Annotated in this window: 20 protein-coding genes; 3 read left to right on the top strand and 17 right to left on the bottom strand. The window is 69.9% G+C overall.

The genetic code is table 11. The features are described 5' to 3' along the window. Window positions 1-13: 13 nt before the first annotated feature. The 5 genes from ACIRD7_RS32440 to ACIRD7_RS32420 form a co-directional block, all read right to left on the bottom strand. On the bottom strand, window positions 14-1,486 hold the full coding sequence (locus ACIRD7_RS32440; RefSeq protein ID WP_403459193.1) for a cytochrome P450: 1,473 nt from the start codon (window positions 1,484-1,486) through the stop codon (window positions 14-16). An 87-nt stretch (window positions 1,487-1,573) separates the two neighbouring features. After that, the gene (locus ACIRD7_RS32435; protein WP_403459192.1) at window positions 1,574-2,194 is read right to left on the bottom strand and encodes a GTP-binding protein; all 621 of its coding nucleotides are present in this window, start codon (window positions 2,192-2,194) and stop codon (window positions 1,574-1,576) included. Continuing rightward, window positions 2,175-2,582 (bottom strand): DUF742 domain-containing protein, encoded by a 408-nt coding sequence (locus tag ACIRD7_RS32430; protein ID WP_403459191.1) that lies wholly within the window; start codon window positions 2,580-2,582, stop codon window positions 2,175-2,177. Before ACIRD7_RS32430 ends, ACIRD7_RS32435 begins: the two co-directional genes overlap by 20 nt. Further along, window positions 2,579-2,986 carry a roadblock/LC7 domain-containing protein gene (locus tag ACIRD7_RS32425; protein WP_383418538.1) on the bottom strand — a complete coding sequence of 136 codons (408 nt, stop codon included), beginning with the start codon at window positions 2,984-2,986 and terminating at the stop codon, window positions 2,579-2,581. Before ACIRD7_RS32425 ends, ACIRD7_RS32430 begins: the two co-directional genes overlap by 4 nt. Then, entirely contained in the window at window positions 2,983-4,575 is a 1,593-nt protein-coding gene (locus ACIRD7_RS32420) for a sensor histidine kinase (RefSeq protein ID WP_403459189.1), read from the bottom strand. Before ACIRD7_RS32420 ends, ACIRD7_RS32425 begins: the two co-directional genes overlap by 4 nt. Before the next feature lie 539 nt (window positions 4,576-5,114). On the opposite strand from ACIRD7_RS32420, the gene ACIRD7_RS32415 reads away from it, so the two are divergent. Both ACIRD7_RS32415 and helR read left to right on the top strand, forming a co-directional pair. Further along, on the top strand, window positions 5,115-6,347 hold the full coding sequence (locus tag ACIRD7_RS32415) for a glycosyltransferase (RefSeq protein ID WP_403459187.1): 1,233 nt from the start codon (window positions 5,115-5,117) through the stop codon (window positions 6,345-6,347). A gap of 112 nt (window positions 6,348-6,459) precedes the next feature. Further along, on the top strand, window positions 6,460-8,646 hold the full coding sequence (gene helR, locus ACIRD7_RS32410; protein ID WP_403459186.1) for an RNA polymerase recycling motor ATPase HelR: 2,187 nt from the start codon (window positions 6,460-6,462) through the stop codon (window positions 8,644-8,646). A 70-nt stretch (window positions 8,647-8,716) separates the two neighbouring features. Here helR and ACIRD7_RS32405 read toward each other — a convergent pair whose 3' ends face one another. The 11 genes from ACIRD7_RS32405 to ACIRD7_RS32355 form a co-directional block, all read right to left on the bottom strand. Next, window positions 8,717-11,569, bottom strand: a complete 2,853-nt coding sequence (locus ACIRD7_RS32405) for a DEAD/DEAH box helicase (protein ID WP_403459382.1) — start codon at window positions 11,567-11,569, stop codon at window positions 8,717-8,719. A 140-nt stretch (window positions 11,570-11,709) separates the two neighbouring features. Further along, complete coding sequence (gene tatC / locus ACIRD7_RS32400; RefSeq protein WP_403459185.1) at window positions 11,710-12,663, bottom strand: twin-arginine translocase subunit TatC; 954 nt, start codon at window positions 12,661-12,663, stop codon at window positions 11,710-11,712. A gap of 47 nt (window positions 12,664-12,710) precedes the next feature. Continuing rightward, window positions 12,711-13,004, bottom strand: a complete 294-nt coding sequence (tatA, locus tag ACIRD7_RS32395) for a Sec-independent protein translocase subunit TatA (protein WP_403459184.1) — start codon at window positions 13,002-13,004, stop codon at window positions 12,711-12,713. Window positions 13,005-13,268: 264 nt separating this feature from the next. Then, a complete protein-coding gene (locus ACIRD7_RS32390) occupies window positions 13,269-13,463 on the bottom strand; it encodes a hypothetical protein (protein ID WP_128427945.1) in 195 nt (64 codons plus the stop codon). A gap of 20 nt (window positions 13,464-13,483) precedes the next feature. Next, a complete protein-coding gene (locus ACIRD7_RS32385) occupies window positions 13,484-13,774 on the bottom strand; it encodes a hypothetical protein (RefSeq protein WP_403459183.1) in 291 nt (96 codons plus the stop codon). A 45-nt stretch (window positions 13,775-13,819) separates the two neighbouring features. Continuing rightward, the gene (locus ACIRD7_RS32380; RefSeq protein ID WP_403459182.1) at window positions 13,820-14,836 is read right to left on the bottom strand and encodes a helix-turn-helix transcriptional regulator; all 1,017 of its coding nucleotides are present in this window, start codon (window positions 14,834-14,836) and stop codon (window positions 13,820-13,822) included. Window positions 14,837-14,855: 19 nt separating this feature from the next. Further along, window positions 14,856-15,809, bottom strand: a complete 954-nt coding sequence (locus ACIRD7_RS32375) for a helix-turn-helix transcriptional regulator (protein ID WP_403459180.1) — start codon at window positions 15,807-15,809, stop codon at window positions 14,856-14,858. A gap of 170 nt (window positions 15,810-15,979) precedes the next feature. Beyond that, window positions 15,980-16,351 carry an FKBP-type peptidyl-prolyl cis-trans isomerase gene (locus ACIRD7_RS32370; protein ID WP_403459178.1) on the bottom strand — a complete coding sequence of 124 codons (372 nt, stop codon included), beginning with the start codon at window positions 16,349-16,351 and terminating at the stop codon, window positions 15,980-15,982. Window positions 16,352-16,415: 64 nt separating this feature from the next. Next, a complete protein-coding gene (locus ACIRD7_RS32365; RefSeq protein ID WP_403459176.1) occupies window positions 16,416-17,411 on the bottom strand; it encodes an FKBP-type peptidyl-prolyl cis-trans isomerase in 996 nt (331 codons plus the stop codon). 156 nt (window positions 17,412-17,567) lie between these two features. Beyond that, window positions 17,568-18,929, bottom strand: coding sequence for a Pup--protein ligase (gene pafA, locus ACIRD7_RS32360; protein ID WP_037859616.1), 1,362 nt, complete (start codon window positions 18,927-18,929; stop codon window positions 17,568-17,570). A gap of 9 nt (window positions 18,930-18,938) precedes the next feature. Next, window positions 18,939-20,198 carry an MFS transporter gene (locus tag ACIRD7_RS32355; protein WP_403459173.1) on the bottom strand — a complete coding sequence of 420 codons (1,260 nt, stop codon included), beginning with the start codon at window positions 20,196-20,198 and terminating at the stop codon, window positions 18,939-18,941. A gap of 98 nt (window positions 20,199-20,296) precedes the next feature. Between ACIRD7_RS32355 and ACIRD7_RS32350 the strand changes: the two genes are divergently transcribed. After that, the gene (locus tag ACIRD7_RS32350; protein ID WP_403459171.1) at window positions 20,297-21,313 is read left to right on the top strand and encodes a LacI family DNA-binding transcriptional regulator; all 1,017 of its coding nucleotides are present in this window, start codon (window positions 20,297-20,299) and stop codon (window positions 21,311-21,313) included. A 75-nt stretch (window positions 21,314-21,388) separates the two neighbouring features. Here the strand turns inward: ACIRD7_RS32350 and prcA are convergent, their stop codons facing one another. Continuing rightward, window positions 21,389-22,159 (bottom strand): proteasome subunit alpha, encoded by a 771-nt coding sequence (gene prcA, locus ACIRD7_RS32345; protein WP_403459170.1) that lies wholly within the window; start codon window positions 22,157-22,159, stop codon window positions 21,389-21,391. Window positions 22,160-22,187: the final 28 nt, after the last annotated feature.

The raw sequence follows: 22,187 nt of genomic DNA, 5'->3' as shown, positions 1-22,187 counted from the left end.
GTGCCGGGTCAGCTCACTCGCCACGCCACCAGCGCAGCAGGCGTCGGAACATGCCCGGTCGGGGGGCAGGTTCCGGCACCAGCGTCGGATCCGTGGCCGGAACGACCAACTCCGGAGTTGCCGCCGCATGCGATTGGGGCGCGCTGACCTGGCTATTGCTGGGACGATGGAGCGACCCTGGGTGCGTGGGTCCTGCCATGGCATCCTGCTGGGGCTTGGGCGCGAACTTCACTGGTAGTTCCACCAGGTGCCGGTTGAAAATGGACGCCTGCCACTGCAGTTCGTGCTCCTCGCATGCCAGCTGGACATCCGGGAGGCGGCTCAGCAAGGCGTCCACGCCCACATCGGCGATGGCGCGGCCGATGTCCTGCCCTGGACACTCGTGGGGACCTCCGCTGAAGGCAAGGTGGGAGCGATTGCCCTTCATGTTGGCCTTGAGGTCGGGACGGACGCGCGGGTCCACGTTGCCTGGCGCAATGCCCATGAGGAGTCCGTCACCCTTGCGGATGCGCTGGGCACCCAGCTCGGTGTCCTGCTTGGCGTAGTAGCACAGGACACTGCTGAACGGCGGCTCGTCCCAGAGGGACTGCTCGACCGCCTGAGGCACCGTCATCTGACCGCCGCTGAGCTGGGCGCGGAACCGCGGGTCGGTGAGCACCACGCGCAGGACGTTGGCGAGGAGGTTGGCGGTTGCCTCGTACGCCGCCATCAAAACGACGCGCAGGTGCTGGCCGACCTCTTCGTCGGTGAGCCGCGCCGGGTGGCTGACGAGACGGCTGGTGAAGTCGTCCTTGGGCTGGGCCCGACGGCTGACGGTGAGCCGCATCAGGACGTCCATGACGTACGCGTTGCTGGCGATTGCGGTCTCGGTGCCCTTGGGCAGGTCGCGGGCCGCCTGCACGAGTCGATCGTTGTACTCGTCGGGCATGCCGAGGATCTCGCACATGACCACCATGGGCAGGTGCTCGGCGAACTGGCTGACCAGGTCGGCTCTGCCTGTCTCACAGAACTTGTTGACGAGCTGCTGGGTCGCGCGGTTGATATAGCGGCGGATACCCCGGTGGTCGATGGTCGCCATGGCGTCGGTGACCGCACCGCGCAAGCGCACATGCTCATCACCCTCGGCGTGGCAGCAAATGGGCTGCCAGGCGATGTGCGGCATGAGCGGGTTGTCGGGCTTCAACGTGCCGTCCTGCACGGCGGTCCACAGTCGGCTGTCACGGCAGAACTGCGAGGGCGTGCGGACCATGTGCATGTTCTCGGTGTGGCCTAGCACCACCCAGACCGGCACGTCATCGTGCAAGAGTGCGGGAGCCACAGGGCCGTGCTCGGCACGGAGTTTCTCGTACACGGCTCCCAGATCCTCTGCCTCAGGGCCGTGCAAGCGACGCAGCCCGCCAGGGCCGATGCCATGCGCCGGGCAGCCGGGAGGTGGGGTGACCGTAGGGTCGTCCATGCCGGTCGTTGAGAGGGATTCAGGCGTCACGATGGTCGCTCCGAAGCTGAAGTGAATCCGGTGTCAGGGGGGAATGGGCGGAACAGAGAAACGGGGGGATTGGGTTGTGGGGGTGGCTCAAGCCGGCGCCTTCGCCAATGCCAGCGCGTGCAGGAACCGCAGCAACGTCATCAGCACATCCCGACTGGACGCCCGCCGCCGCGCGTCGCACTCGATGATGGGGATCTCCTCGGGCAGATCCAGCGCCGTGCGGAGTTCGGAGACGGGGTAACGGGGCGCGTCCGGGAAGGTGTTGACGGCGACCACGAAGGGCACACCCCGCTCCTCCAGCCGCCCCATGACGTCGAAACTGACCTCCAGGCGACGGGTGTCGATCAGTACGACCGCGCCCAGCGCTCCGTCGAACAACCCGTTCCACAGGAACCAGAAGCGCTCCTGGCCGGGCGTGCCGAAGAGGTACAGCACGAGCTGCTCGGTGATGCTGATACGGCCGAAGTCCATCGCCACGGTGGTGGCCGTCTTGGTGTCCGAGCCGAAGTTGTCGTCGACGCCGATGCCCGCCTGCGTCATGGTCTCTTCGGTGGTCAGCGGCCTGATCTCGCTGACCGAGCCGACCATGGTGGTCTTGCCGACACCGAAGCCGCCCACGATCACGATCTTGACCGCGGCCTCGGCCGTGTGCGGCAGCTGGTCCTCGGTCCGTGGGCCGGGGACGGTGTCAGAGCCTTTGAAGTCCATGCATCACCGCTTCGAGGATTGACCGGTCGGCGACGGTCCGGCGCACGATCGGGTTGCGTGCCGTCACCAGGCCGGCCGTCAGCATGTCGGTGAGCAGCACCGTCATCACGCTGAACGGCAGGTTGAGATAGGCCGACAGCTCGGCCACGGACAGGGGGGTGCTGCACAGCCGGAGCAGCGCCGACTGCTCGGGCGTGGGGGAAGGCGGAGGGTCGGCGCGCGCCACGATTAAGGTGACGAGGTCGAGGTCGCGGTCACGGTTGCCGCCGTCGGGTCCGGCCACCACGAAGAGCCGCTCCGGGTTCTTCTGCTTCCCGGTCCCGGGGGCCGGGGGTGGTGACGGGGGATTGTCCTTGGGGAATCGCCGCTGGCGTTGCGGAGGAGTCATACGGTCTGCCCGTTGCGCCGGGGCGGACTGGTGAGATGGGCGCCGATGCGGGCGACGAGGTCGCACATGCGGTTGCTCATCAGGCCGGGCTCGGCGAACGTGTCGGAGAGCACGGCGAGATAGGCGTTGGCCCCGGCGGCCATCAGATAGAAGTAGCCGCCCTTGATCTCGATCAGGACCATCTTCATCGTGCCGTCGCTGTTCGGGATCTCCGTGGCGACGGCGCTCGCCAGGCTCTGCAGCCCCGCGCACGCGGCCGCGACGCGGTCGGCGGTGTCGGGGTCACCGCCGTAGCGCGCGATGCGCAGCCCGTCGGCCGACAGCACCACGATCATCTCGATGCCCGGTACGCCGTCGTGGAGCTCCTTGAGCATCCAGTCGAAGTTGGCGCGCTGCTGGATCACTTGGTGTCCCCCTCGTCGTCGGCCTCGGGGCGGGCCGGTTGAGTTCGCGGCTGGAGTGTGTAGGGGTCTGGCTTGTCCTTGAGTCCGTTCCAGAACGCCTCGACCCACGCTCCGGGTGCGGGCTCGTCGTCCTTCTCCGGCTCCGGCTCGGGCTCGGCCCTGCGCGTCGACCAGACGGTCGGCCGGCCCTCCCGTTCGGCCTCCTCGATGGCGGCCTGCTCGGCGATGCGCTTGCTGAGCGGGGTCTTGACCCGGCTGCGCCGCTGGGGCAGTCCGCCCGCGGTCCATTCGGTGACCACGGGGACGTCGTCCTCCATGGTGACCGTGGCGGGGATCTTCGGGCTGGTCGGACGCCGCGTCTTGGGGGCGCGCTTGGGTCCCTCGAGGGCATCGGGGTCGGCCTTGGGCGCCGCGGCGGCGCCGATGCCGTGGGCGAGTCCGGGCGCCGGGTCGTTGGTCATCATCTCGCGCGGGACCACGAGGACGGCGCGCACACCGCCGTACGCGGAAGTCCGCAGCGAGACCTGCATGTTGAACGCCGTGCACAGGCGGCCCACGACGGCCAGGCCGAGACGCGGGGACTCGCCCAGGTCCTGGAGGTCGGTGCCCTGCTTGGCGCGTTCGAGCATGCCCTCGACCCGGGCGCGCGCCTCTTCGCTGAGGCTGACGCCGGAGTCCTCGATCTCGATCGCGATACCGGTCTGCACCTCGGTGGCGGTGACGTGCACCTTGGTCTGCGGCGGCGAGTAGCGCGTCGCGTTGTCGAGGAGTTCGGCCGCGGCGTGGATGATCGGCTCCACGGAGATGCCGGCGATGTTGACCTGGGCGATGGAGTCCAGGCTGATGCGGCGGTACTCGAGGATGCGCGACATGGCGCCGCGCAACACGCTGTACAGCGGAACGGGTTCGGGCCACTGGCGGCCGGGGCGGCCGCCGCCGAGCACGGAGATGGAGTCGGCCAGGCGGCCGATCAGCATGGTGCCGTGGTCGATGCGCAGCAGGTCGTCGAAGACCTCGGGGTTACGCCCGTGGTCCTCCTCCATCTCCCGGAGTTCCACGGCCTGTTGGTGGACGATGGCCTGGACGCGGCGGGCGATGTTGACGAACGAGCGCTGGGCGGAGTCGCGGAGGGCTTCCTCGTGGTCGACGATGTCGAGCATCGACTGCACGAACGCGATCTCCGTACGGGAGAGATGGGCGTAGGACGGGTCGATCTTGCCGAGGTCTCGAATCACCTCATAGGGCGAATTGCCGCACTGGAGCCGGTGGATGGCGGCCGGCGTGATCTCCGTGGCGAGGCGGGCCATGTCCTGTTCATGGGCGGCGATGCGCTGTTCCATGTACGCGGTGTCACGGGCGTACTCGGCACGCAGGTCCCGCAGGGCGCGACCGCGGCGCACCGCTTCGGCCGCGGCGGCCAGTACGAGCAGGATGGCCACGGTTCCGCACACGCCGACGGCCGTCCGGGCCGGCTCCGCCACCACGGCGACGGCGGCTCCGGTCGCCGCGGCCATCACTATGGCCGGCAGCAACAGCACGCGCGCATATGGCAGTTCACGGCGACGGGGCGGGGATTGAACGCTCACCATGTGGGCCCTCTGAAACTGATCGGATGGGTGTAGGGGGAGCTTGCAGCGGGGTACGTCATGGGTATGTCGGGATCTTCTGCTTGTTTGGGAACAAGCGCACGAATACGCCTCAACTCGGTGCGCTGCGGGCGAGCTTAGTCCGACCGGATCATCGCCATGTCATATTCAGCAAGCACCTGAAATGGGGCACGGGACAGGAGTACGCTCGGGCCCATTTACACGCTCAGGTCGCTTTCGCACACGGTGAGTTACCGCGCATGGATGTGCGAACAACACTCACCGTGACGGGTGAAGATCGGGTTCCGGACCCGTGCGGGGAGGGCTGACCGACCTCGCGGATGCGAGCGCGAGAAGTCGAGAGAAGTCGAGGCAAGACGCGTGTCGCGCGGAAGCACACGCGCAAAAAACAAGGGCAAGGAGTTCGTCCCCTCCTTGCCACTCTCAACATATAGCGCACCGGGGGGCTTGCGGCAAGGCCCCCGTCGTACCGCAGAATCTCCGGCCTGAGCCGAAGACCTGCGGAAACGGGAGTCATAAACGTGCGTGTGCTGTTGATGTCGTACGGATCGCGCGGGGACGTCGCACCGATGGCGGCGCTCGCGGTGGCGCTGCGGGAGCGCGGCGCCGAAGCCCGCGTATGCGCCCCACCGGACGAGGAGTTCGCCCGGCTGCTGGCCGGTGTCGGTGTGCCGATGGTGCCGTTCGGCCGGTCGGTGCGCGCGCTGGTGAACTCGGCCGAGCGCCCGTCGAAGAGCGCGCCGGAGGTCGCGGCAGAGTTGGTCGCCGCGCACTTCGAGACGGTCGGCGCGGCGGCCGAGGACTGTGACGCGGTGGTGGCGAGCGGACTGCTGCCCGCCGGTGTGCGGTCGGTGGCCGAGAAGCGGGGCATCCCCTACGTCTGCGCGTGCTTCCAGCCGTGGACCCTGCCGTCGCCCGCCCGCCGTCCGCTGCCGCGGCCGGGCCGGCCGTTCCCGCCGGGGGTGACCGACAACCGGGTGCTGTGGAAGCTGGACGCCGAGAAGGTGAACGCCCTGTACGGCGAGCCCCTCAACTCCCACCGGGCGGCGATCGGACTGCCGCCGGTGGACAACGTCCGCGACCACGTCTTCACCGACCGGCCGTGGCTGGCGACGGACCCGGTGCTCGCCCCGTGGGACGAGCCCGAGGAGATCGACGTCGTGCAGACCGGCGCCTGGATCTTCAAGGACGAACGTCCGCTGCCGGCCGAGCTGGAGGCCTTCCTGGAGGCCGGCGAGCCGCCGGTGTACGTGGGCTTTGGCAGCATGCCGATGCGCGACGCACCGGACATCGCCCGGATCGCCGTCGAGGCCGTCCGTGCGCAGGGCCGCCGCGTCCTGGTCTCCCGCGGCTGGGCCGGCCTCGCCCCGACCGGTGACGACGACTGCTTCACCGTCGGCGATGCCGACCATCACAAGCTGTTCCGCCGGGTGGCCGCCGTGGTGCACCACGGGGGCGCGGGCACGACGACGGCGGCGGCCCTGGCCGGAGCGCCTCAGGTGGTGGTCCCCCAGATCGTGGACCAGCCGCTGTGGGCCGCGCGGGTCGCCGAGTTGGGCATCGGCGCGGCACACGACGGTCCGACCCCGACCTTCGAGTCCCTGTCGGCCGCGCTCCGCGCCGCTCTGACCCCCGAGACCCGTACGCGTGCGACGGCCGTGGCGGGCACCATCCGCACCGACGGGGCGGACGTGGCCGCGCGGCTGGTGCTCGAGGCGATCGCCCGGGACGAGCGGCCCGTGACGACCGCGTGAACCGCGCCGGTTCGGCCCCAGCCCCAACACCGGCACCAACACACCGGCACCAGCACCAGCACCACCTCGCCGTACCCCCTGGTCGTATCCGACCGACTTTCGGAGTCATGCCGTGAACCCCCTCACCACCAGCGCTTTCGCCCTCCCCGAGCGCCTCTCCCCCAAGGCCGACCCGACCCTGATCGCCGCCGACGAGGAGCGCTTCGCCGCCATCGCGGAGTGCCTGGAGCAGTCGATCGCCGAGCTGTCCGACCGGCTCGCGGCCGCGCGCAGGGCGCCGGGCGGTCTGGGCCGGGAGGCGATGGACCGGGACATCGAGATCCATCAGCTGACGGCCCGTCTGCGCACCCTGCGCCGCTTCGGCCTGGACCTGTGCCTGGGCCGCATGGTCGGCACGGACAGCCCCGAGCCGGTGTACGTCGGACGGCTCGGCCTGACCGACAGCACGGGCCGCCGGCTGCTGGTCGACTGGCGCTCCCCCGCCGCCGAGCCGTTCTTCGGGGCCACCCACGCCAACCCGATGGGCCTGGCCAGCCGCCGCAGGTACCGCTGGACCGGCGGCCGGATCAGCGACTACTGGGACGAGGTGTTCGCCCCGGACGCCTTCGCCGGGCACGCCGCGCTCGACGACCAGTCCGCGTTCATCGCCAGCCTCGGCAGCAACCGCTCGCCCCGGATGCGGGACGTGCTCGGCACCATCCAGGCCGACCAGGACGCCGTCATCCGGGCCGGTTCCCGCGGCGCGCTCGTCGTCGACGGCGGCCCGGGCACCGGCAAGACGGTCGTCGCCCTGCACCGCTCCGCCTACCTGCTGTACTCCGACCCCCGAGTCGACCACCGCCGGGGCGGCGTGCTGTTCGTCGGTCCGCACCGGCCCTACCTCGCGTACGTCTCCGATGTCCTGCCCAGCCTGGGCGAGGAGGGCGTGCAGACGTGCGTCCTGCGGGACCTCGTCCCCGAGGGGGCCGAGGCGGGGGTCGAGGCCGACCCGGACGTGGCCCGGCTGAAGTCGTCCGCGGACCTGGTGCGGGCGGTGGAGCGGGCCGTGAGGTTCTACGAGGAGCCGCCCGCCGAGGGCATGACGGTCTCCACCCACTGGTCCGACGTAAGGCTGAGCCCCGCCGACTGGGCGGTGGCGTTCGAGGCGGCCGAGCCCGGCACCCCGCACAACGAGGCCCGCGACCAGGTCTGGGAGGAGTTGCTGACGATCCTCGTGGACCGGCACGAGGAGGACGCCTCGGGGGACGACGGCGAGGTCTCGGCGGAGCTGGTCCGCAGGTCGCTGACGCAGAACAGGGAACTGCTGACGGCCTTCAACCGCGCGTGGCCGCTGCTGGAGGCGACCGACCTCGTCTCCGACCTGTGGACCGTGCCGGCCTATCTGCGGATGTGCGCTCCCTGGCTCAGCCGCGAGGAGGTACGGCGGCTGCAGCGCGCGGACGGCCAGGCCTGGACGGTGTCCGACCTGCCGATCCTGGACGCGATGCGGCAGCGGCTCGGCGACCCGGACGCGGCCCGGCGCAGGCACCGCCAGGCGGGGATCCTCGCCGCCCAGCGGGAGCGCATGACGCAGGTCGTCGACAACCTGATCCAGGCCGCGTCCGACTCCGGCGCCGACGGCGACGACGGCGAGGGACTGGTGATCATGCTGCGCGGCCAGGATGCCCAGGTCAGTCTGGTCGACGAGTCCGAACTGCCGACGGCCACTCCGGACCGGCTGGCCGGCCCGTTCGCGCACGTCGTCGTGGACGAGGCGCAGGAACTGACCGACGCGGAGTGGCAGATGCTGCTGGCGCGGTGCCCGTCGCGCAGCTTCACGATCGTCGGGGACCGCGCCCAGGCCCGGCACGGGTTCACGGAGTCCTGGCGGGAGCGGCTCGAACGGGTCGGCTTCGACCGGATCGAGCTGGCCTCCCTGAACATCAACTACCGGACACCGGAAGAGATCATGACGGAGGCCGAGCCGGTCATCCGGGCCGCGCTGCCGGACGCCAACGTGCCGACGTCGATCCGCAGCGGCGGGGTCCCGGTCGCGCACGGACTCGTCTCGGACCTCTCCCCGATCCTGGACGACTGGCTCGCCCGGCATGCCGAAGGCACCGCCTGCGTGATCGGCGACCCCGCCGTCCGCCCGACGGACCGGGTGCGGTCACTGACGCCGGAGCTGTCGAAGGGCCTGGAGTTCGACCTGGTGATCCTCATCGACCCGGAGAGGTTCGGGGAGGGCATCACGGGAGCGGTGGACCGCTATGTGGCCATGACGCGAGCGACTCGGCAACTGGTCATCCTCACATCTTGATCAGCGCCGAGCGCCCCCTCGGCCGCGCGGGCGCGACCAACCATGACGCGCCCGCGCCCGCCGACGCCCCTCACCCCACCGACGAGTAGGCGACAACTCCCCGGAGCAGCCCATCCACAGCCTTACGCGCGTTCTTGGCCACGGTAGAGCCCTCGACGGGAGAGGCCGCGGCGATCTGCCCCAGCACATCGATCACCTGCTTGCACCAGCGCACGAAGTCCCCGGCCGGCATCTCCGCCTCCCGCAGCACCTCGTCCAGCCCCTTGCCACTGGCCCACATGTACGCGGCCCAGGCGAAGCCGAGGTCGGGTTCACGCTGGCCGACCCCCTCGGTCTGGCTGATCCGGAAGTCCTCCTCCAGTGCGTCCAGCCGGCCCCAGATCCGGACCATCTCACCGAGCGCGGCCTTGGCCTTGCCGGACGGCAGCTTCGGGGCCATCGCGTCGTCCCCGACCCGCGCCTCGTACACCAACGCCGAGACACACGCGGCCAGTTCGGCCGGGGCGAGGCCCTCCCACACCTTCTCGCGCAGGCATTCGCTGGCCAGCAGGTCCAGTTCGCCGTAGAGCCGCGCGAGCCGCTTGCCGTGCTCGGTGACCTCGTCGCCGCGCAGGTAGTCCAGCTCGGTCAGCAGCGCGACGATCCGGTCGAAGGTGCGCGCGATGGTGTTCGTGCGGCCTTCGATACGGCGCTCCAGCTGCGAGGTGTCCCGCATCAGCCGGTGATAGCGCTCGGCCCAACGGGCGTGGTCCTCACGGTCGTCGCAACCGTGGCAGGGGTGGGCCCGGATCGCCTTGCGCAGCCGGGCGATCTCACGGTCGTCGACCGCCTGGGAGCGGCGCTTGCGGTGCCGGTCGGGCGCGATGTGCCCGGCCTTGGTGCGCAGCGCGGACGCCAGGTCCCGACGGGACTGCGGGGAACGCGGGTTGAAGGACTTCGGGATCCGCATCCGCTCCAGCGCCTCGACGGGCACCGGGAAGTCCATCGACGCCAGCCGCTTGACCTGCCGCTCGGCGGTCAGGACCAGCGGGCGCGGCCCGTCGTGGTGCTCGAAGCCGCGGTGGCCGTTGGACCGCCCGGCGGAGAGCCCCGGGTCCAGCACCAGGGCCAGGCCGGCGTACTTGCCCGTCGGCACATGGATGACGTCACCGGGCTTGAGCTTCTCCAGCGCGGCGGCGGCCTCGGCGCGCCGCTGCACCACGCCCTCCCGGGCCAACTCGTTCTCGCGGTCCTTCAGTTCGCGGCGCAGGCTCGCGTACTCCTCGAAGTCCCCGAGGTGGCAGGTCATGGACTCCTTGTAGCCTTCGAGCCCTTCCTCGTTGCGCTGTACCTGCCGCGAGATCCCGACGACCGACTTGTCGGCCTGGAACTGCGCGAAGGACGTCTCCAGCAGCTCGCGCGAGCGGTGCCGCCCGAACTGCTCGACGAGGTTGACCGCCATGTTGTACGACGGCTTGAAGCTGGAGCGCAGCGGATAGGTCCGCGTGCCCGCCAGTCCCGCGAGGTGCTCGGGGCTCATGCCGCGCTGCCACAGCACGACGGCGTGCCCCTCGACGTCGATGCCACGCCGCCCCGCACGACCGGTGAGCTGGGTGTACTCACCCGGGGTGATGTCGGCGTGCTGCTCGCCGTTCCACTTGACGAGCTTCTCCAACACCACCGAGCGTGCGGGCATGTTGATGCCGAGCGCGAGGGTCTCCGTGGCGAACACGGCCTTCACCAGCCCGCGTACGAACAGCTCCTCGACGACCTCCTTGAACGTCGGCAGCATGCCCGCGTGGTGGGCGGCTATACCGCGTTCCAGGCCCTCCAGCCACTCGTAGTACCCGAGGACGTGCAGGTCCTCGGTCGGGATGGACGCGGTGCGCTCCTCGACGAGGGCGCGCACCTTCTCCCGCGCCTCGTCGTCGTTGAGCCGCAGTCCCGCGTGCAGGCACTGCTGTACGGCGGCCTCGCAGGCGGCGCGGCTGAAGATGAAGGTGATGGCGGGCAGGAGCCCCTCGGCGTCGAGCCGCTCGATGACTTCGGGCCGCCCGGGCGTCCACACACGGGAGCGCTGTCTGCGCTCGCGCTCCCGGTCGGCCTCGCGCATCGCGCGGCCCCGTCTGCGGTCCTGGTACGACGGCCTGGTCGCCTCCATCCGCGCCAGCCGCATGAGGTCGGGGTTGACGGCCTTCTTGCTGCCCTCGCCCTCCTCGAACAGGTCGTACATCCGCCGTCCGGCGAGCACGTGCTGGAAGAGCGGCACGGGCCGGTGCTCGGAGACGATCACCTCGGTGTCGCCGCGGACGGTGTCGAGCCAGTCGCCGAACTCCTCGGCGTTGGACACGGTCGCCGACAGGGAGACGAGGGTGACCGACTCGGGGAGGTGGATGATCACCTCTTCCCATACGGCGCCGCGGAAGCGGTCGGAGAGGTAGTGCACCTCGTCCATGACCACGTAACCCAGGCCGAGGAGGGTCTGTGACCCGGCGTACAGCATGTTCCGCAGTACCTCGGTGGTCATCACGACCACCGCGGCGTCGGGGTTGACGCTGTTGTCGCCGGTGAGCAGCCCGACCATGCCGGTGCCGTAACGGCGGCACAGGTCGGCGTACTTCTGGTTCGACAGCGCCTTGATGGGTGTCGTGTAGAAGCACTTCTTGCCCTGCATCAGGGCGAGGTGGACGGCGAACTCGCCCACGATCGTCTTGCCGGAGCCGGTGGGCGCCGCCACCAGCACGCCCTTCCCCGCTTCGAGCGCCTGGCACGCCTCGATCTGGAAGGGGTCGAGGCCGAAGTCGTACATCTCGCGGAAGGAGGCGAGCGCGGTGGCCTGCTCCGCAGCGCGCATGCGTGCCGCCGCGTACCGCTCGGCCGGTGAGAGGTCCTCTGTCATCGTGCTTTCGAGCGTACCGGGCCCCACTGACAACAGGACGATCATTATCCGGATCGGCACTTGGCAAACCCGGGATCCCCGCAGCTCACGACCGCGCGACGCAAGCGGCCGGGCGCGCCCCGTGGGCGCCCCGGCCGCGAATCCCGCGTTCCGCCTGTCAGGTCACGTCTGTCAGGCCACGTCAATCAGGTCACGTCGTCGTATCCGTTGACCCGATCCCTGGTCGCCTGCTCGGGCAGCGCCCGGGCCGCCGAGACGGTCTCCACGTCGCCGATGTCCTCGGGGGTGAGGTCCAGGTCCGAGGCCTCGTCGTCGTCGGGGCCCTCGGCCTCCCGGCGACTGCGGCGCATGTCGTTGATCAGGGAGAAGGCGGTCGCGACGAAGTACAGGACCCAGATGGGACCGGCCAGCGCGAGCATGCTCAGCGGGTCCGTGCTCGGCGTCGCGACGGCCGCGAACACGGTGATCCCCATGATCATCGCCCGCCACCATCCGAGCATCCGCCTACCGGTGATCATTCCGGTGAGGTTGAGCATGACCAGCAGCAGCGGCAGCTCGAAGGAGAGGCCGAAGACGATCACCATGCGGGTGACGAGCTGGAGCAGATCGTCCAGCGGCAGCAGGTTGTCGATGCTGCCGCTCGGTGTGAAGTCGATCAGCACCTTCGCGGTGGTGGGGAGCACGGAGTACGCGAAGTAGGCACCGCCGATGAACAGCGGGGCGCCCGTGAACACGAAGGCGTAGGCGTACTTCTTCTCGTGCTTGTGCAGCCCCGGGGCGATGAACGCCCAGAGCTGGTACAGCCAGACCGGCGAGGCGAGCACGATGCCGGCTGTCAACGAGACCTGGAGGGCCAGGGTGAAGGGCGCGAGCAGACCGTTGATCGTGATCCGGGCGCACTTCTCGGAGGTCTCGGACGAGTTGGCGAGCTGCTCGAAGGTCTGATCGCAGCCGATCGAGTCCAGGATCGGCTTCGTCAGGAAGTTGATGATGTCGTTGTAGAAGAAGGCTGCGACGACCGTCACGATGACGATGGCCAGCAACGCCTTCGCGAGCCGGTTGCGGAGCTCACGGAGGTGTTCCGCGAGGGGCATCCGCCCCTCGGGATCCTTCTCCTCTTTGCGGGCAGACTTGAGCAACCCACGTTCCCATCTCGTGCGGCGGGCCGGAGGTCACCGGCCCTGCGTCAGCGCTTGGTGGTGTCCGTCGGCTCGTTGACCGGGCGCGAGCTGCTCACGTCGCCGGGGGAAGCCTGGATGATGCGCTGGGCCGGGGGCTGCTGGTCGTCGCCGGTGTTGTTCGGCGGGTCGGCGGGAGCGGCGGCCTTGCCGTCGTCCTTCATCGCCTTCGCCTCGCTCTTCAGGATGCGGGCGGACTTGCCGAGCGAGCGCGCCATGTCCGGAAGCTTCTTCGCGCCGAACAGCAGGATGATGACGACGAGGATGAGAATGATCTCGGGGGCTCCGAGCCTTCCGAACATAAGTCTTTACCTTCTCACCGAGGCGGCTGGGGGTGGGATGCTGTCCGATCGGTCGGACATGTGTCCGAACGATCGCGTTGACAGCGATCGTAACGCTCAGGGGTAAACGAGAGGCAATCCCCGTGCGTACTACTCCCTGTCCGCGGTCCGGGCCTCGTTCTCCGTCCCGCGACCTGCAGCGTACCTGTCCCCCACGGCAAGTTGACAGGGCGAAGTGGCCCAAAACGCATCGGGCGCAGGACTCACACCCAATCCTTGGGGGTACTAGAGCGAGTCCACAGCCCGCGCCGCGCTCATGCTCGCCCGCTCCAGGTCCTCCGCCGCCCTGCTGATGCGGCGCGCGGAGTCCGTCACCTGCCGGCCGAGACGCTGGGCCTCCAGGAACACCCGCACGGCGAGTACGCCGAGGACGGCGAGACCCAGGAAACCCACAGCTACCGCGAACATCGGCCAGAACATGACGCCGAGCCTAGACCGTCCTACAGCGTGTGCAGTCGCAGGGTGCTGACGCCGCCGCCCGTCAGCAGCTCGACGATCCGCTCGCCGGCCGGCTTGCGGACCGAGGCCCCGCAGTCGGGACAGGTGAAGGAGTAGAACGTGGTGCGGCTGGTCGCGCCGATGGCGAGCCGCAGGGCGCTCGCGGTGAGTTCGAAGCTGCCCCGGCAGTCCGGGCAGCCCGCCCGGAACATCACCGGGGTCACGCTTCTCATCCCGGCGAAGGCGGAAGCCACCGTCATACTCCGTGCACCGGACGTCACCGACTCGCTCAAGCCCCTGCTCCCGCCTGTCGCACTGCCTCTGCCGAACTGCCTGTCCTACTGTCCGCCGTCCACCCCGTGCGCTCCGTGAGCGCCCTGTTCCTCTGCCCCGTCGTACGCCGCCAGCGCCTCGCGGGCGGCCTGGCGGGCGCTGTCGGCCAGCTCGGGCGGCGAGACGATACGGCCGTCACGGCCGAGCCGCAGTGCCAGGCGCCGCAGCGACGCCGGCTCGGGGGTGCGCAAGGTGATACGCAGCCCGCCGTCCGCAAGCTCATCGGCGCTGTCGTGCGGGTAGTACTCGGCGACCCAGCGTCCGCCCGGCCCCACCTCGACGACGACCTCCGGGTCCTCCGCCGCGGGCTGCACCAGCCCCTCGGACAGGTCCCGCAGCTCGATCTCGGGCGGCGCGGACGGCTCGTCGAGGATCTTGATCTCGGCGACCCGGTCGAGCCGGAAGGTGCGGCGCGCCTCGGAGCGCCGGCACCAGGCCTCGACATAGGTGTGGCCGACGCTGACCAGCCGGATGGGGTCGATCTCGCGCTCGGTGACCTCGTCGCGGGCCGGCGAGTAGTAGCGGATCCACAGCCGGCGGCGCTCGGAGATCGCCCGGTCGACGTCGGCGAAGACGCCGCCCTCGGACTCGAAGGTCACCGACAGCCGGGAGCTGGCCCCGGCCGCGTCTCCCGCCGCGGCCTCCACCTTGGCGGTGGCCCGCAGCAGCGCCTGCCGGTCGCTCTCGCGCAGCCCCGGCAGCGTGGAGACGGCACGGGCGGCCACCAGCAGCGCGGTCGCCTCGTCGGCGGCGATCCTCAGCGGCTCGGCGACGTCGTCGGGGTTGTGCCACCAGATGCGCTCGCCGTCGGTGTCGATGTCGAGCAGGTCGCCACCGCGGAAGCTGGTGCCGCACATGGGCAGCACGTCGAGGTCGGAGACCAGCTCGTCCTCGGAGATGCCGAAGGCGCGCGCGACGTCCTCGACGCGGGCGCCCGGGCGCTCCCTCAGATAGGTCACCAGGGAGAGCATTCGCCGGGTCTGGTCGATGGCGCTCGCTGGCCTGACCGGTTTGCCTGCCACTGTGTCGCTCCGCTCCCCCTCAGCCCTTGGCCACGGCACGCAGCCGGTCCACCACTTCGGCCCGCAGCTCGGCGGGCTCCACGACCACCACGTCCGGTCCGAACTCCACCAGCCAGGCGTCCAGCCCGTGGCCGTACGGAATCTCCAACTCGTCCCAGCCGTCCCCGAGTTCCCGCACCGAGGTGGCCTTCGCCCGAAGGGGGTACCCCGCGTCCGTGCGCAGCCGGATCAGCGCGGAGCGGTCGGCGGTCTCCCCCGCCCAGCTCGCGACCGTCTCGCGCACGGTGACGACGTCGGGGATCTCGGCGGTGAAGCGGCCGCTGCGGCTGCGGACCTTGCCGGTGATCCGGGACAGCCGGAACACCCGCTCCGCGCCGCGGTCACGGTCCCAGCCCGCCAGATACCAGTGGCCGCGCCAGCACTCCAGCGCCCACGGCTCCACATGCCGGGGCTCGGGGCGGGCGGCGGTGGCCTTGCGGTAGTCGAAGACCACCGGGCGTCGGTCGCGGCAGGCCAGCATCAGCGGTTCGAACGCGGCCTCGTGCACCGGGATGCGGGGCTCCAGCGCGCCGTGCGCCTCGTACGGGTCGACGTCCTCCGGCAGGCCGGCCGCGCGCAGCTTCTGCAGGGCGCCGCTGGCCGCGCCCGCGAGCCGGGCCTGCTGCCACACCTTGGCGGCCAGGCCCAGAGCGGCGGCCTCCTCGGCGTCGAGGGTGATGGGCGCGAGGCGGTTGCTGTCGCGGCGGGCCAGATAGCCGACCTCGCCGTCGAGGTTCTCCACCGTCTCGATGACCAGGCCGAGCTCGCGCAGGTCGTCCTTGTCGCGCTCGAACATCCGGTTGAAGGAGTCGTCGCTGCCCGCTTCGAGATAGGCCTCGATGGACTCACGCAGCTCGCGCTTGCTCAGCGGCCGCCGCGTCCCGAGCAGACACAGCGCCAGGTTCATGAGCCGCTCGGCCTTGGCAATGGCCATCGACGCCCTTCGCCTTCCCCTATGGTGCTTACGATCGATGACCGTACCGCCCCGAAGTGGCGCGGCAAAAGCCGAGGGCCCATGCCCGCACAGGCATGGGCCCCAGGTGGTCGGCTCCGGTCGTGCGCCGATCACAGCCGGATCGGATCACGACGACTCGGATACGACGATCAGACGCCGAGCAGGTCGACCACGAAGATCAGCGTCTCACCGGGCTTGATCGCCGGCGTCGGGCTCTGGTTGCCGTAGGCGAGGTGCGCCGGGATGGTCAGCTGGCGGCGGCCGCCGACCTTCATGCCCTGCACGCCCTGGTCCCAGCCCTTGATGACCCGGCCGCCACCCAGCGGGAAGCGGAACGGCGTACCGCGGTTCCAGCTGGCGTCGAATTCCTCGCCGGTGCTGAAGGCCACGCCCACGTAGTGGACGGTGACGGTCTGGCCCGCCTGCGCAACCGCGCCGTCGCCCTCCCAGATGTCCTTGATCTCCAGGTCCTTCGGCGGCTCGCCGCCCGGGAAGTCGATCTCGGGCTTGTCGATGCTCACGTCCTACGCTCCAAGCTTGTTGTGGAAAGGCAACGGCACCAGTCTTTCATCACCCAGGGCGACGTCACATCTTGGCCAGGATGTCCACGGTGAACACCAGCGTGGCGCCCTTGGCGATGCCGCTGCCCTCCGGCGGGGTGTCGCCGTAGCCCAGGTCGGGCGGGATGACGATCAGCACGCGGCTGCCGACCTTCTTGCCCGTCAGCCCCTGCGACCAGCCCTTGACGACCTGCTGCAGCGAGAACGACGCCAGCTGCTTCTTGGCGTACGTCGCGTCGAACTCCTTGCCGTCCGACCACTGCAAGCCCTGGTACTGCACCAGCACGGTGCTCTCGGCGGCGAGCTCGTCGCCGTCGCCCTCGAGGACGTAGTTCGCCACCAGCTTCTTCGGCGGGTCCGTCTTGGGGATCTCGACGGAGGGCGCCTTGCCGTCGGTGTTGGTGCCGACCTTGGGCAGGTCGACGTTGTCCTGCGCGACCTCGCTGCCCTTCGCGGAGCTCTTGGAGTTGAAGGTCTCCTGGATGTCGACCACGAACACCAGCGTGTCGGTGCCCTTGATCCCCGCCTGCGCGTTGCCTTCCTTGCCGTAGCCCCAGGTCGGGGGCACGGCCATCTCGACACGGCTGCCGGTCTTCTTGCCCACCAGGCCGTAGCGCCAGCCGTCGATGATGCGGCCCTGCGAGAGCTGGATGAGCAGGGGCGTCTTACGGTCGTAGGAGTTGTCGAAGACCTTGGCGGTGGCCCAGATCTGGCCGAGGTAGTTGGCCTGGATGAAGTCGTTCTCCGCGACCGTGGTGCCGTTGCCCGCGATCACCGTCCGCACCGCGAGGTCCTTCGAGGGCTCACCGCTGCCCTTGGCGACCGTCGGTTTCTCGTCGAACTTCGTGCCCGCCGTGATCGCCGGCAGCGGACCGTCCACGATCTTGGGTGACGGCGCCGCCTCCGGGGCCGACGGCGACGGGCTGTCGCTCGCCTTGCTGGAGTCGGCCTTGTCGTCACCGCATCCTGCGAGCGTGACCAGTCCTGCGGGTACGGCGATGAGAAGTGAGCGTCGGCGCACGGTGGGGGCCTCGTAATCGTCGATCTTGTGGATGGCGTGCGCGCAACTCTACGGCGTGAGAAGGGCGCCGCACGGTAAACGTACGGCGCCCGTGTTGCGTTCCGGCCCACTGCCCGGAACGCGTCACTCACCTACCGGTCACCCACTACCGGTCACTCACATACCGGCAATCAGTTTCTCCACCCGGTCGTCCACCGAACGGAACGGGTCCTTGCACAACACCGTGCGCTGCGCCTGGTCGTTCAGCTTCAGATGGACCCAGTCGACCGTGAAGTCCCGGCGCTGTTCCTGGGCCCTGCGAATGAAATCACCGCGCAGCCGGGCCCGAGTGGTCTGCGGCGGTACGGACTTGCCTTCGAAGATCTTCAAGTCGTTGCAGATACGCGTCGCTTGACCCTTCTTCTCCAGCAGGTAGTACAGCCCACGACGGCGGTGGATGTCGTGGTAGGCGAGGTCTATCTGAGCGACCCGCGGATGCGACATGGTCATGTTGTGCTTGGCCCGGTACCGCTCGATGAGCTTGTACTTCATCACCCAGTCGATCTCGGTGCCGATGCGGTCGAGGTCCTCGGACTCGATCGCGTCCAGCGTGCGGCCCCACAGCTCCAGGACCTGCTCGACGGTGCCGGTGCGGATCCCGCGGCGCTCGCAGAAGTCCACGGCCTTCTCGTAGTACTCGCGCTGCACCTCCAGCGCGGAGGCCTCCCGGCCGCTGGCCAGGCGCACCTTGCGCCGGCCGGTGATGTCGTGGCTGACCTCGCGGATCGCCCGGATCGGGTTCTCCAGGGTCAGGTCGCGCATCACGGTGCCCGCCTCGATCATGCGCAGCACCAGGTCGGTGGCGCCGACCTTGAGCAGCATGGTCGTCTCGGACATGTTCGAGTCGCCCACGATGACGTGGAGGCGGCGGTAGCGCTCCGCGTCCGCGTGTGGCTCGTCGCGCGTGTTGATGATCGGCCGGGAACGGGTCGTCGCCGAGGAGACGCCCTCCCAGATGTGCTCCGCCCGCTGGCTGACGCAGTACACCGCGCCCCGCGGGGTCTGCAGCACCTTTCCGGCGCCGCAGAGAAGCTGCCTGGTGACCAGGAACGGAATGAGGATGTCCGCGAGCCGGGAGAACTCCCCGTGCCGCGCCACGAGATAGTTCTCGTGGCAACCGTAGGAGTTGCCCGCCGAGTCGGTGTTGTTCTTGAAGAGGTAGACGTCGCCCGCGATTCCCTCCTCGTGCAGGCGTCGTTCCGCGTCTACCAGGAGTCCTTCGAGAATGCGCTCGCCCGCTTTGTCGTGGGTGACCAGTTCGGTCACGTTGTCGCATTCCGGTGTCGCGTATTCCGGATGCGATCCCACGTCGAGATAGAGGCGGGCGCCATTGCGCAGAAAGACATTGCTGCTACGGCCCCATGACACGACACGGCGGAAGAGGTACCGCGCCACCTCGTCAGGCGACAGGCGGCGCTGTCCCCTGAACGTGCACGTGACGCCGTACTCGTTCTCCAGCCCGAAAATGCGGCGGTCCATGACTGAACATTACGCCCGATCCCCTGAGCTGAAACGGGGTTCGACAGCACGGTTTGGATCATTTTCCGATGAAGCCGCAACCACCGCACCCCTGCCGGGAGCTGCGAGGACCCGCCCCGTGGCCAGCAGGACCAGCAAGGACACCGCTCCCGCGGCACCCGGCACGGCGAACCCCCACAGGGCCCCGCCCGCCTCGACGACCGGACCGGCCAGGCCCGTTCCGACCGACGCACCCACCGTGAACGTCGTCACGAGCCAGGAGAACGCCTCGGTGACCGTCCCGCGCGGCGCGTGCCGGTCGACCAGCACGAAGGCGCAGGCGATGCACGGCGCCAGAAACACACCGGCGAGCACCGCCAGGAGAGTCATGGCGAACGCACCCGGCATCAGCATCAGCGGCAGGTAACACACCGCCAGAAGCGCCACCAGCAGCCGCAGTCGCCGGGCCGGCTCGCCGCCCCACTGCCGCGCCCCGTACACCGTGCCGCCGATCAGCGCGCCCAGGCCCAGGCCCGCCATCAGCCAGCCGTAGACCACGTCACCGCCGTGGTCGTCCGCGTACGACACGGCCGCCACCGCGATGGACCCCATCGCCACGCCCACGAACAGGAAGGCGGAGAGCAGCGCCAGCAGACCCGACGAGCGCAGCGCGCCCAGCCAGTGCGCCTCACGCGGCGCCGAGCGCCACGCGCGCGAGGGCGGCGACACGACCACCGACAGGGCGCCGAGCACCCCGATGACGTTCAGCACGAGCAGCGCCGCCTGAGCCGACCACAGGGACGCACACAGCGTCAGCAGCAACGGTCCCACGGTGAACATGACTTCCTGCGCCACCGCGTCCATCGCGTACGCCGTGTGAACCTGGCCCTCCTTGTGCAGGACCGATCCCCACAGCGCCCGCAGGCCGCCCTCCAGGGGCGGCGTGAACAGTCCGGCGGCGGCCACGGCCGCGTAGGCCAGCGGCAGCGTCCCGAGGCCCACGAAGGCGAACACGGCCATCGCGAGCGCCGAGGCGACCGCGGCCGGCAGCTGCACCCGCGGCTGCCCGTGGAGGTCCACCAGACGCCCCAGGAGCGGCTGGCCCACCGCGTTGGCGACGCCGTACACGGCCGCCAGGCCGCCGGCCAGGCTGTAGGAGCCGCCCTCCGCGCGCACGAACAGCAGGATGGCGAGCGCGGCGACGGCGTTCGGCAGCCGGCCTATGAGCGTGCCGACGAGCAGCCGGGCGGCATGCCTCGCCCTGAGGATCTCCACGTATGCGCCGGTCATCGGCCGCGCCGCCCTCCGCTGAAGTTTTACGTATAACGTCCTCCGTCATACGTACCATGTGCGCTGTTCACGAGTCCAGACGACGAAGCAGGTGCACGGTGGCACACGGCAGCGCCCGCCCCACCAGCCGGGACGTGGCCCAGGCAGCGGGCGTCTCCCAGGCCGCGGTCTCCCTGGTGCTCGGCGACAAGTGGCGCGGCCGGGTCTCCGAGGCCACGGCCGAACGGGTCCGCGAGGCCGCACGCGAACTCGGCTACCGGCCCAATCTCGCCGCCCGCAACCTCCGCCTCGGCCACACCCGCACCGTCCTGCTGGTGGTACCCGCCCTCACCACCGAATTCTTCGCGGGCGTCTACACCGGCGCCGCCCGCGTCGCCGCACAGCACGGCTTCGGCGTCGTCCTCTACCCCTCCCCCGAGGGCATCGGCCCGGCCCGCGACCCGTTCGCCTCCGCCCAGGCCGCCCTCGACGGCGTCATCGCCTCCTCCATGGCCGCCGACGCCCTCACCGCCATCCGCGGCGACCAGCTCCCCCTGGTCATGCTGGACAGCGACCCGGCGGGCAGCCTGGGCGCCGCGACGGTCAACCTCGACATCGCCGACGGCGTCCGCCAGGTCGCCGACCACCTGCTGGGCCTCGGCCACCGGCGCATCCTGCACCTCGCCGCCGACATCGCGTCCTGGACCTTCGAGGCACGCGAGCGCGAGCTCGCCGCACGGATCGGCGAGGTGCCCGGCACCTCGCTCCTCACGGTCCGCGCCCCCATCTCGATCGACGCCGCCCTGGCCGTCGCCGCGAACGCCCTCGCCGCCAAGGGCCCGCGCCCCACGGCCATCGTCTGCGACGACGACAAACTCGCCGCCGGCGCCTACAAGGCCGTACGACGCCTCGGCCTGCGCATCCCCGACGACATCTCCGTCACCGGCCTGGACGATCTCGCCCTCGCCACCGCCATCGACCCCGAGCTGACGACCGTACGACTGGACGCCGAGCTGTTCGGCGAGCGCGGCATGCAAGCCCTCCTGGCGGTCCTGGAAGGCCGTGAACCCGAGGAGGGCGACATTCCCGTCCAACTCGTCGTACGAGGCTCCACAGCCCCGCCCAGCGCGCCGTGACAGCCCTCTGAACGCCCTGTGCCCCGGCCGAGCGGTCGGCCGGGGCACAGAACAGGCGGGGTGAAGCGGGCGGGACTACTCCTCGGAGGTGCCGGACTCCTCGGAATCCTCCCCGTTGTCGGCGCTCTCGGCCTCGGTGGCCGCACCCGTGGCCTCCAGCAGCCGGGCCAGCTGCCGGCCCACGATGCGCTTGAACTTCCGCGACTGCGGACGCGTACGGTCCAGCACCGCGACCTCAAGGCGCTCCGCGGGGATCTCCCGCTGAGAGCCGTTCGACTCGCGCGACAGCGCCTGCACGGCCAGCTTCAGGGCCTCAGCCAGGCTCATGCCGTCCTGGTGGCGCTGATCCAGATAGTTGCTGATCAGCTCGGCGTTGCCACCGACCGCGACCGAGCCGTGCTCGTCCACGATCGACCCGTCGTGCGGCAGCCGGTAGATCTGGTCGCCCTCGGGCGTGACCCCCACCTCGGCCACGACCAGCTCCACCTCGTACGGCTTCTCAGCCGCGGAGGAGAAGATCGTGCCCAGCGTCTGGGCGTAGACGTTGGCCAGGCCACGGGCGGTCACATCGTCACGGTCATAGGTGTAACCACGAAGATCGGCATAGCGGACGCCACCGATCCGCAAGTTCTCGTACTCGTTGTACTTGCCGGCGGCCGCGAAGCCGATCCGGTCGTAGATCTCGCTGAACTTGTGCAGCGCGCGGGACGGGTTCTCGCCGACGAACACGATGCCGTCGGCGTACTGGAGCACGACCAGGCTGCGGCCACGGGCGATGCCCTTGCGCGCGTACTCCGCCCGGTCGGCCATGGCCTGCTGGGGTGAGACATAGAACGGCGTCGACACCGGTTATCCGTCCCTTTCTGTCGAAGTC

Source organism: Streptomyces sp. NPDC093568 (assembly GCF_044764945.1).
GTDB lineage: Bacteria > Actinomycetota > Actinomycetes > Streptomycetales > Streptomycetaceae > Streptomyces.
This window is presented reverse-complemented; position numbering and strand designations above follow the sequence as displayed.

Bases quoted from the DNA above. Each gene is read 5' to 3' on its own strand.
- ACIRD7_RS32435 (WP_403459192.1), bottom strand. From the start codon at position 2,194: ATGGACTTCAAAGGCTCTGACACCGTCCCCGGCCCACGGACCGAGGAC.
- ACIRD7_RS32430 (WP_403459191.1), bottom strand. From the start codon at position 2,582: ATGACTCCTCCGCAACGCCAGCGGCGATTCCCCAAGGACAATCCCCCG.
- ACIRD7_RS32420 (WP_403459189.1), bottom strand. From the start codon at position 4,575: ATGGTGAGCGTTCAATCCCCGCCCCGTCGCCGTGAACTGCCATATGCG.
- ACIRD7_RS32405 (WP_403459382.1), bottom strand. From the start codon at position 11,569: ATGATCGTCCTGTTGTCAGTGGGGCCCGGTACGCTCGAAAGCACGATG.
- tatA (WP_403459184.1), bottom strand. From the start codon at position 13,004: ATGTTCGGAAGGCTCGGAGCCCCCGAGATCATTCTCATCCTCGTCGTC.
- ACIRD7_RS32390 (WP_128427945.1), bottom strand. From the start codon at position 13,463: ATGTTCTGGCCGATGTTCGCGGTAGCTGTGGGTTTCCTGGGTCTCGCC.
- ACIRD7_RS32375 (WP_403459180.1), bottom strand. From the start codon at position 15,809: ATGGCCATTGCCAAGGCCGAGCGGCTCATGAACCTGGCGCTGTGTCTG.
- pafA (WP_037859616.1), bottom strand. From the start codon at position 18,929: ATGGACCGCCGCATTTTCGGGCTGGAGAACGAGTACGGCGTCACGTGC.
- ACIRD7_RS32355 (WP_403459173.1), bottom strand. From the start codon at position 20,198: ATGACCGGCGCATACGTGGAGATCCTCAGGGCGAGGCATGCCGCCCGG.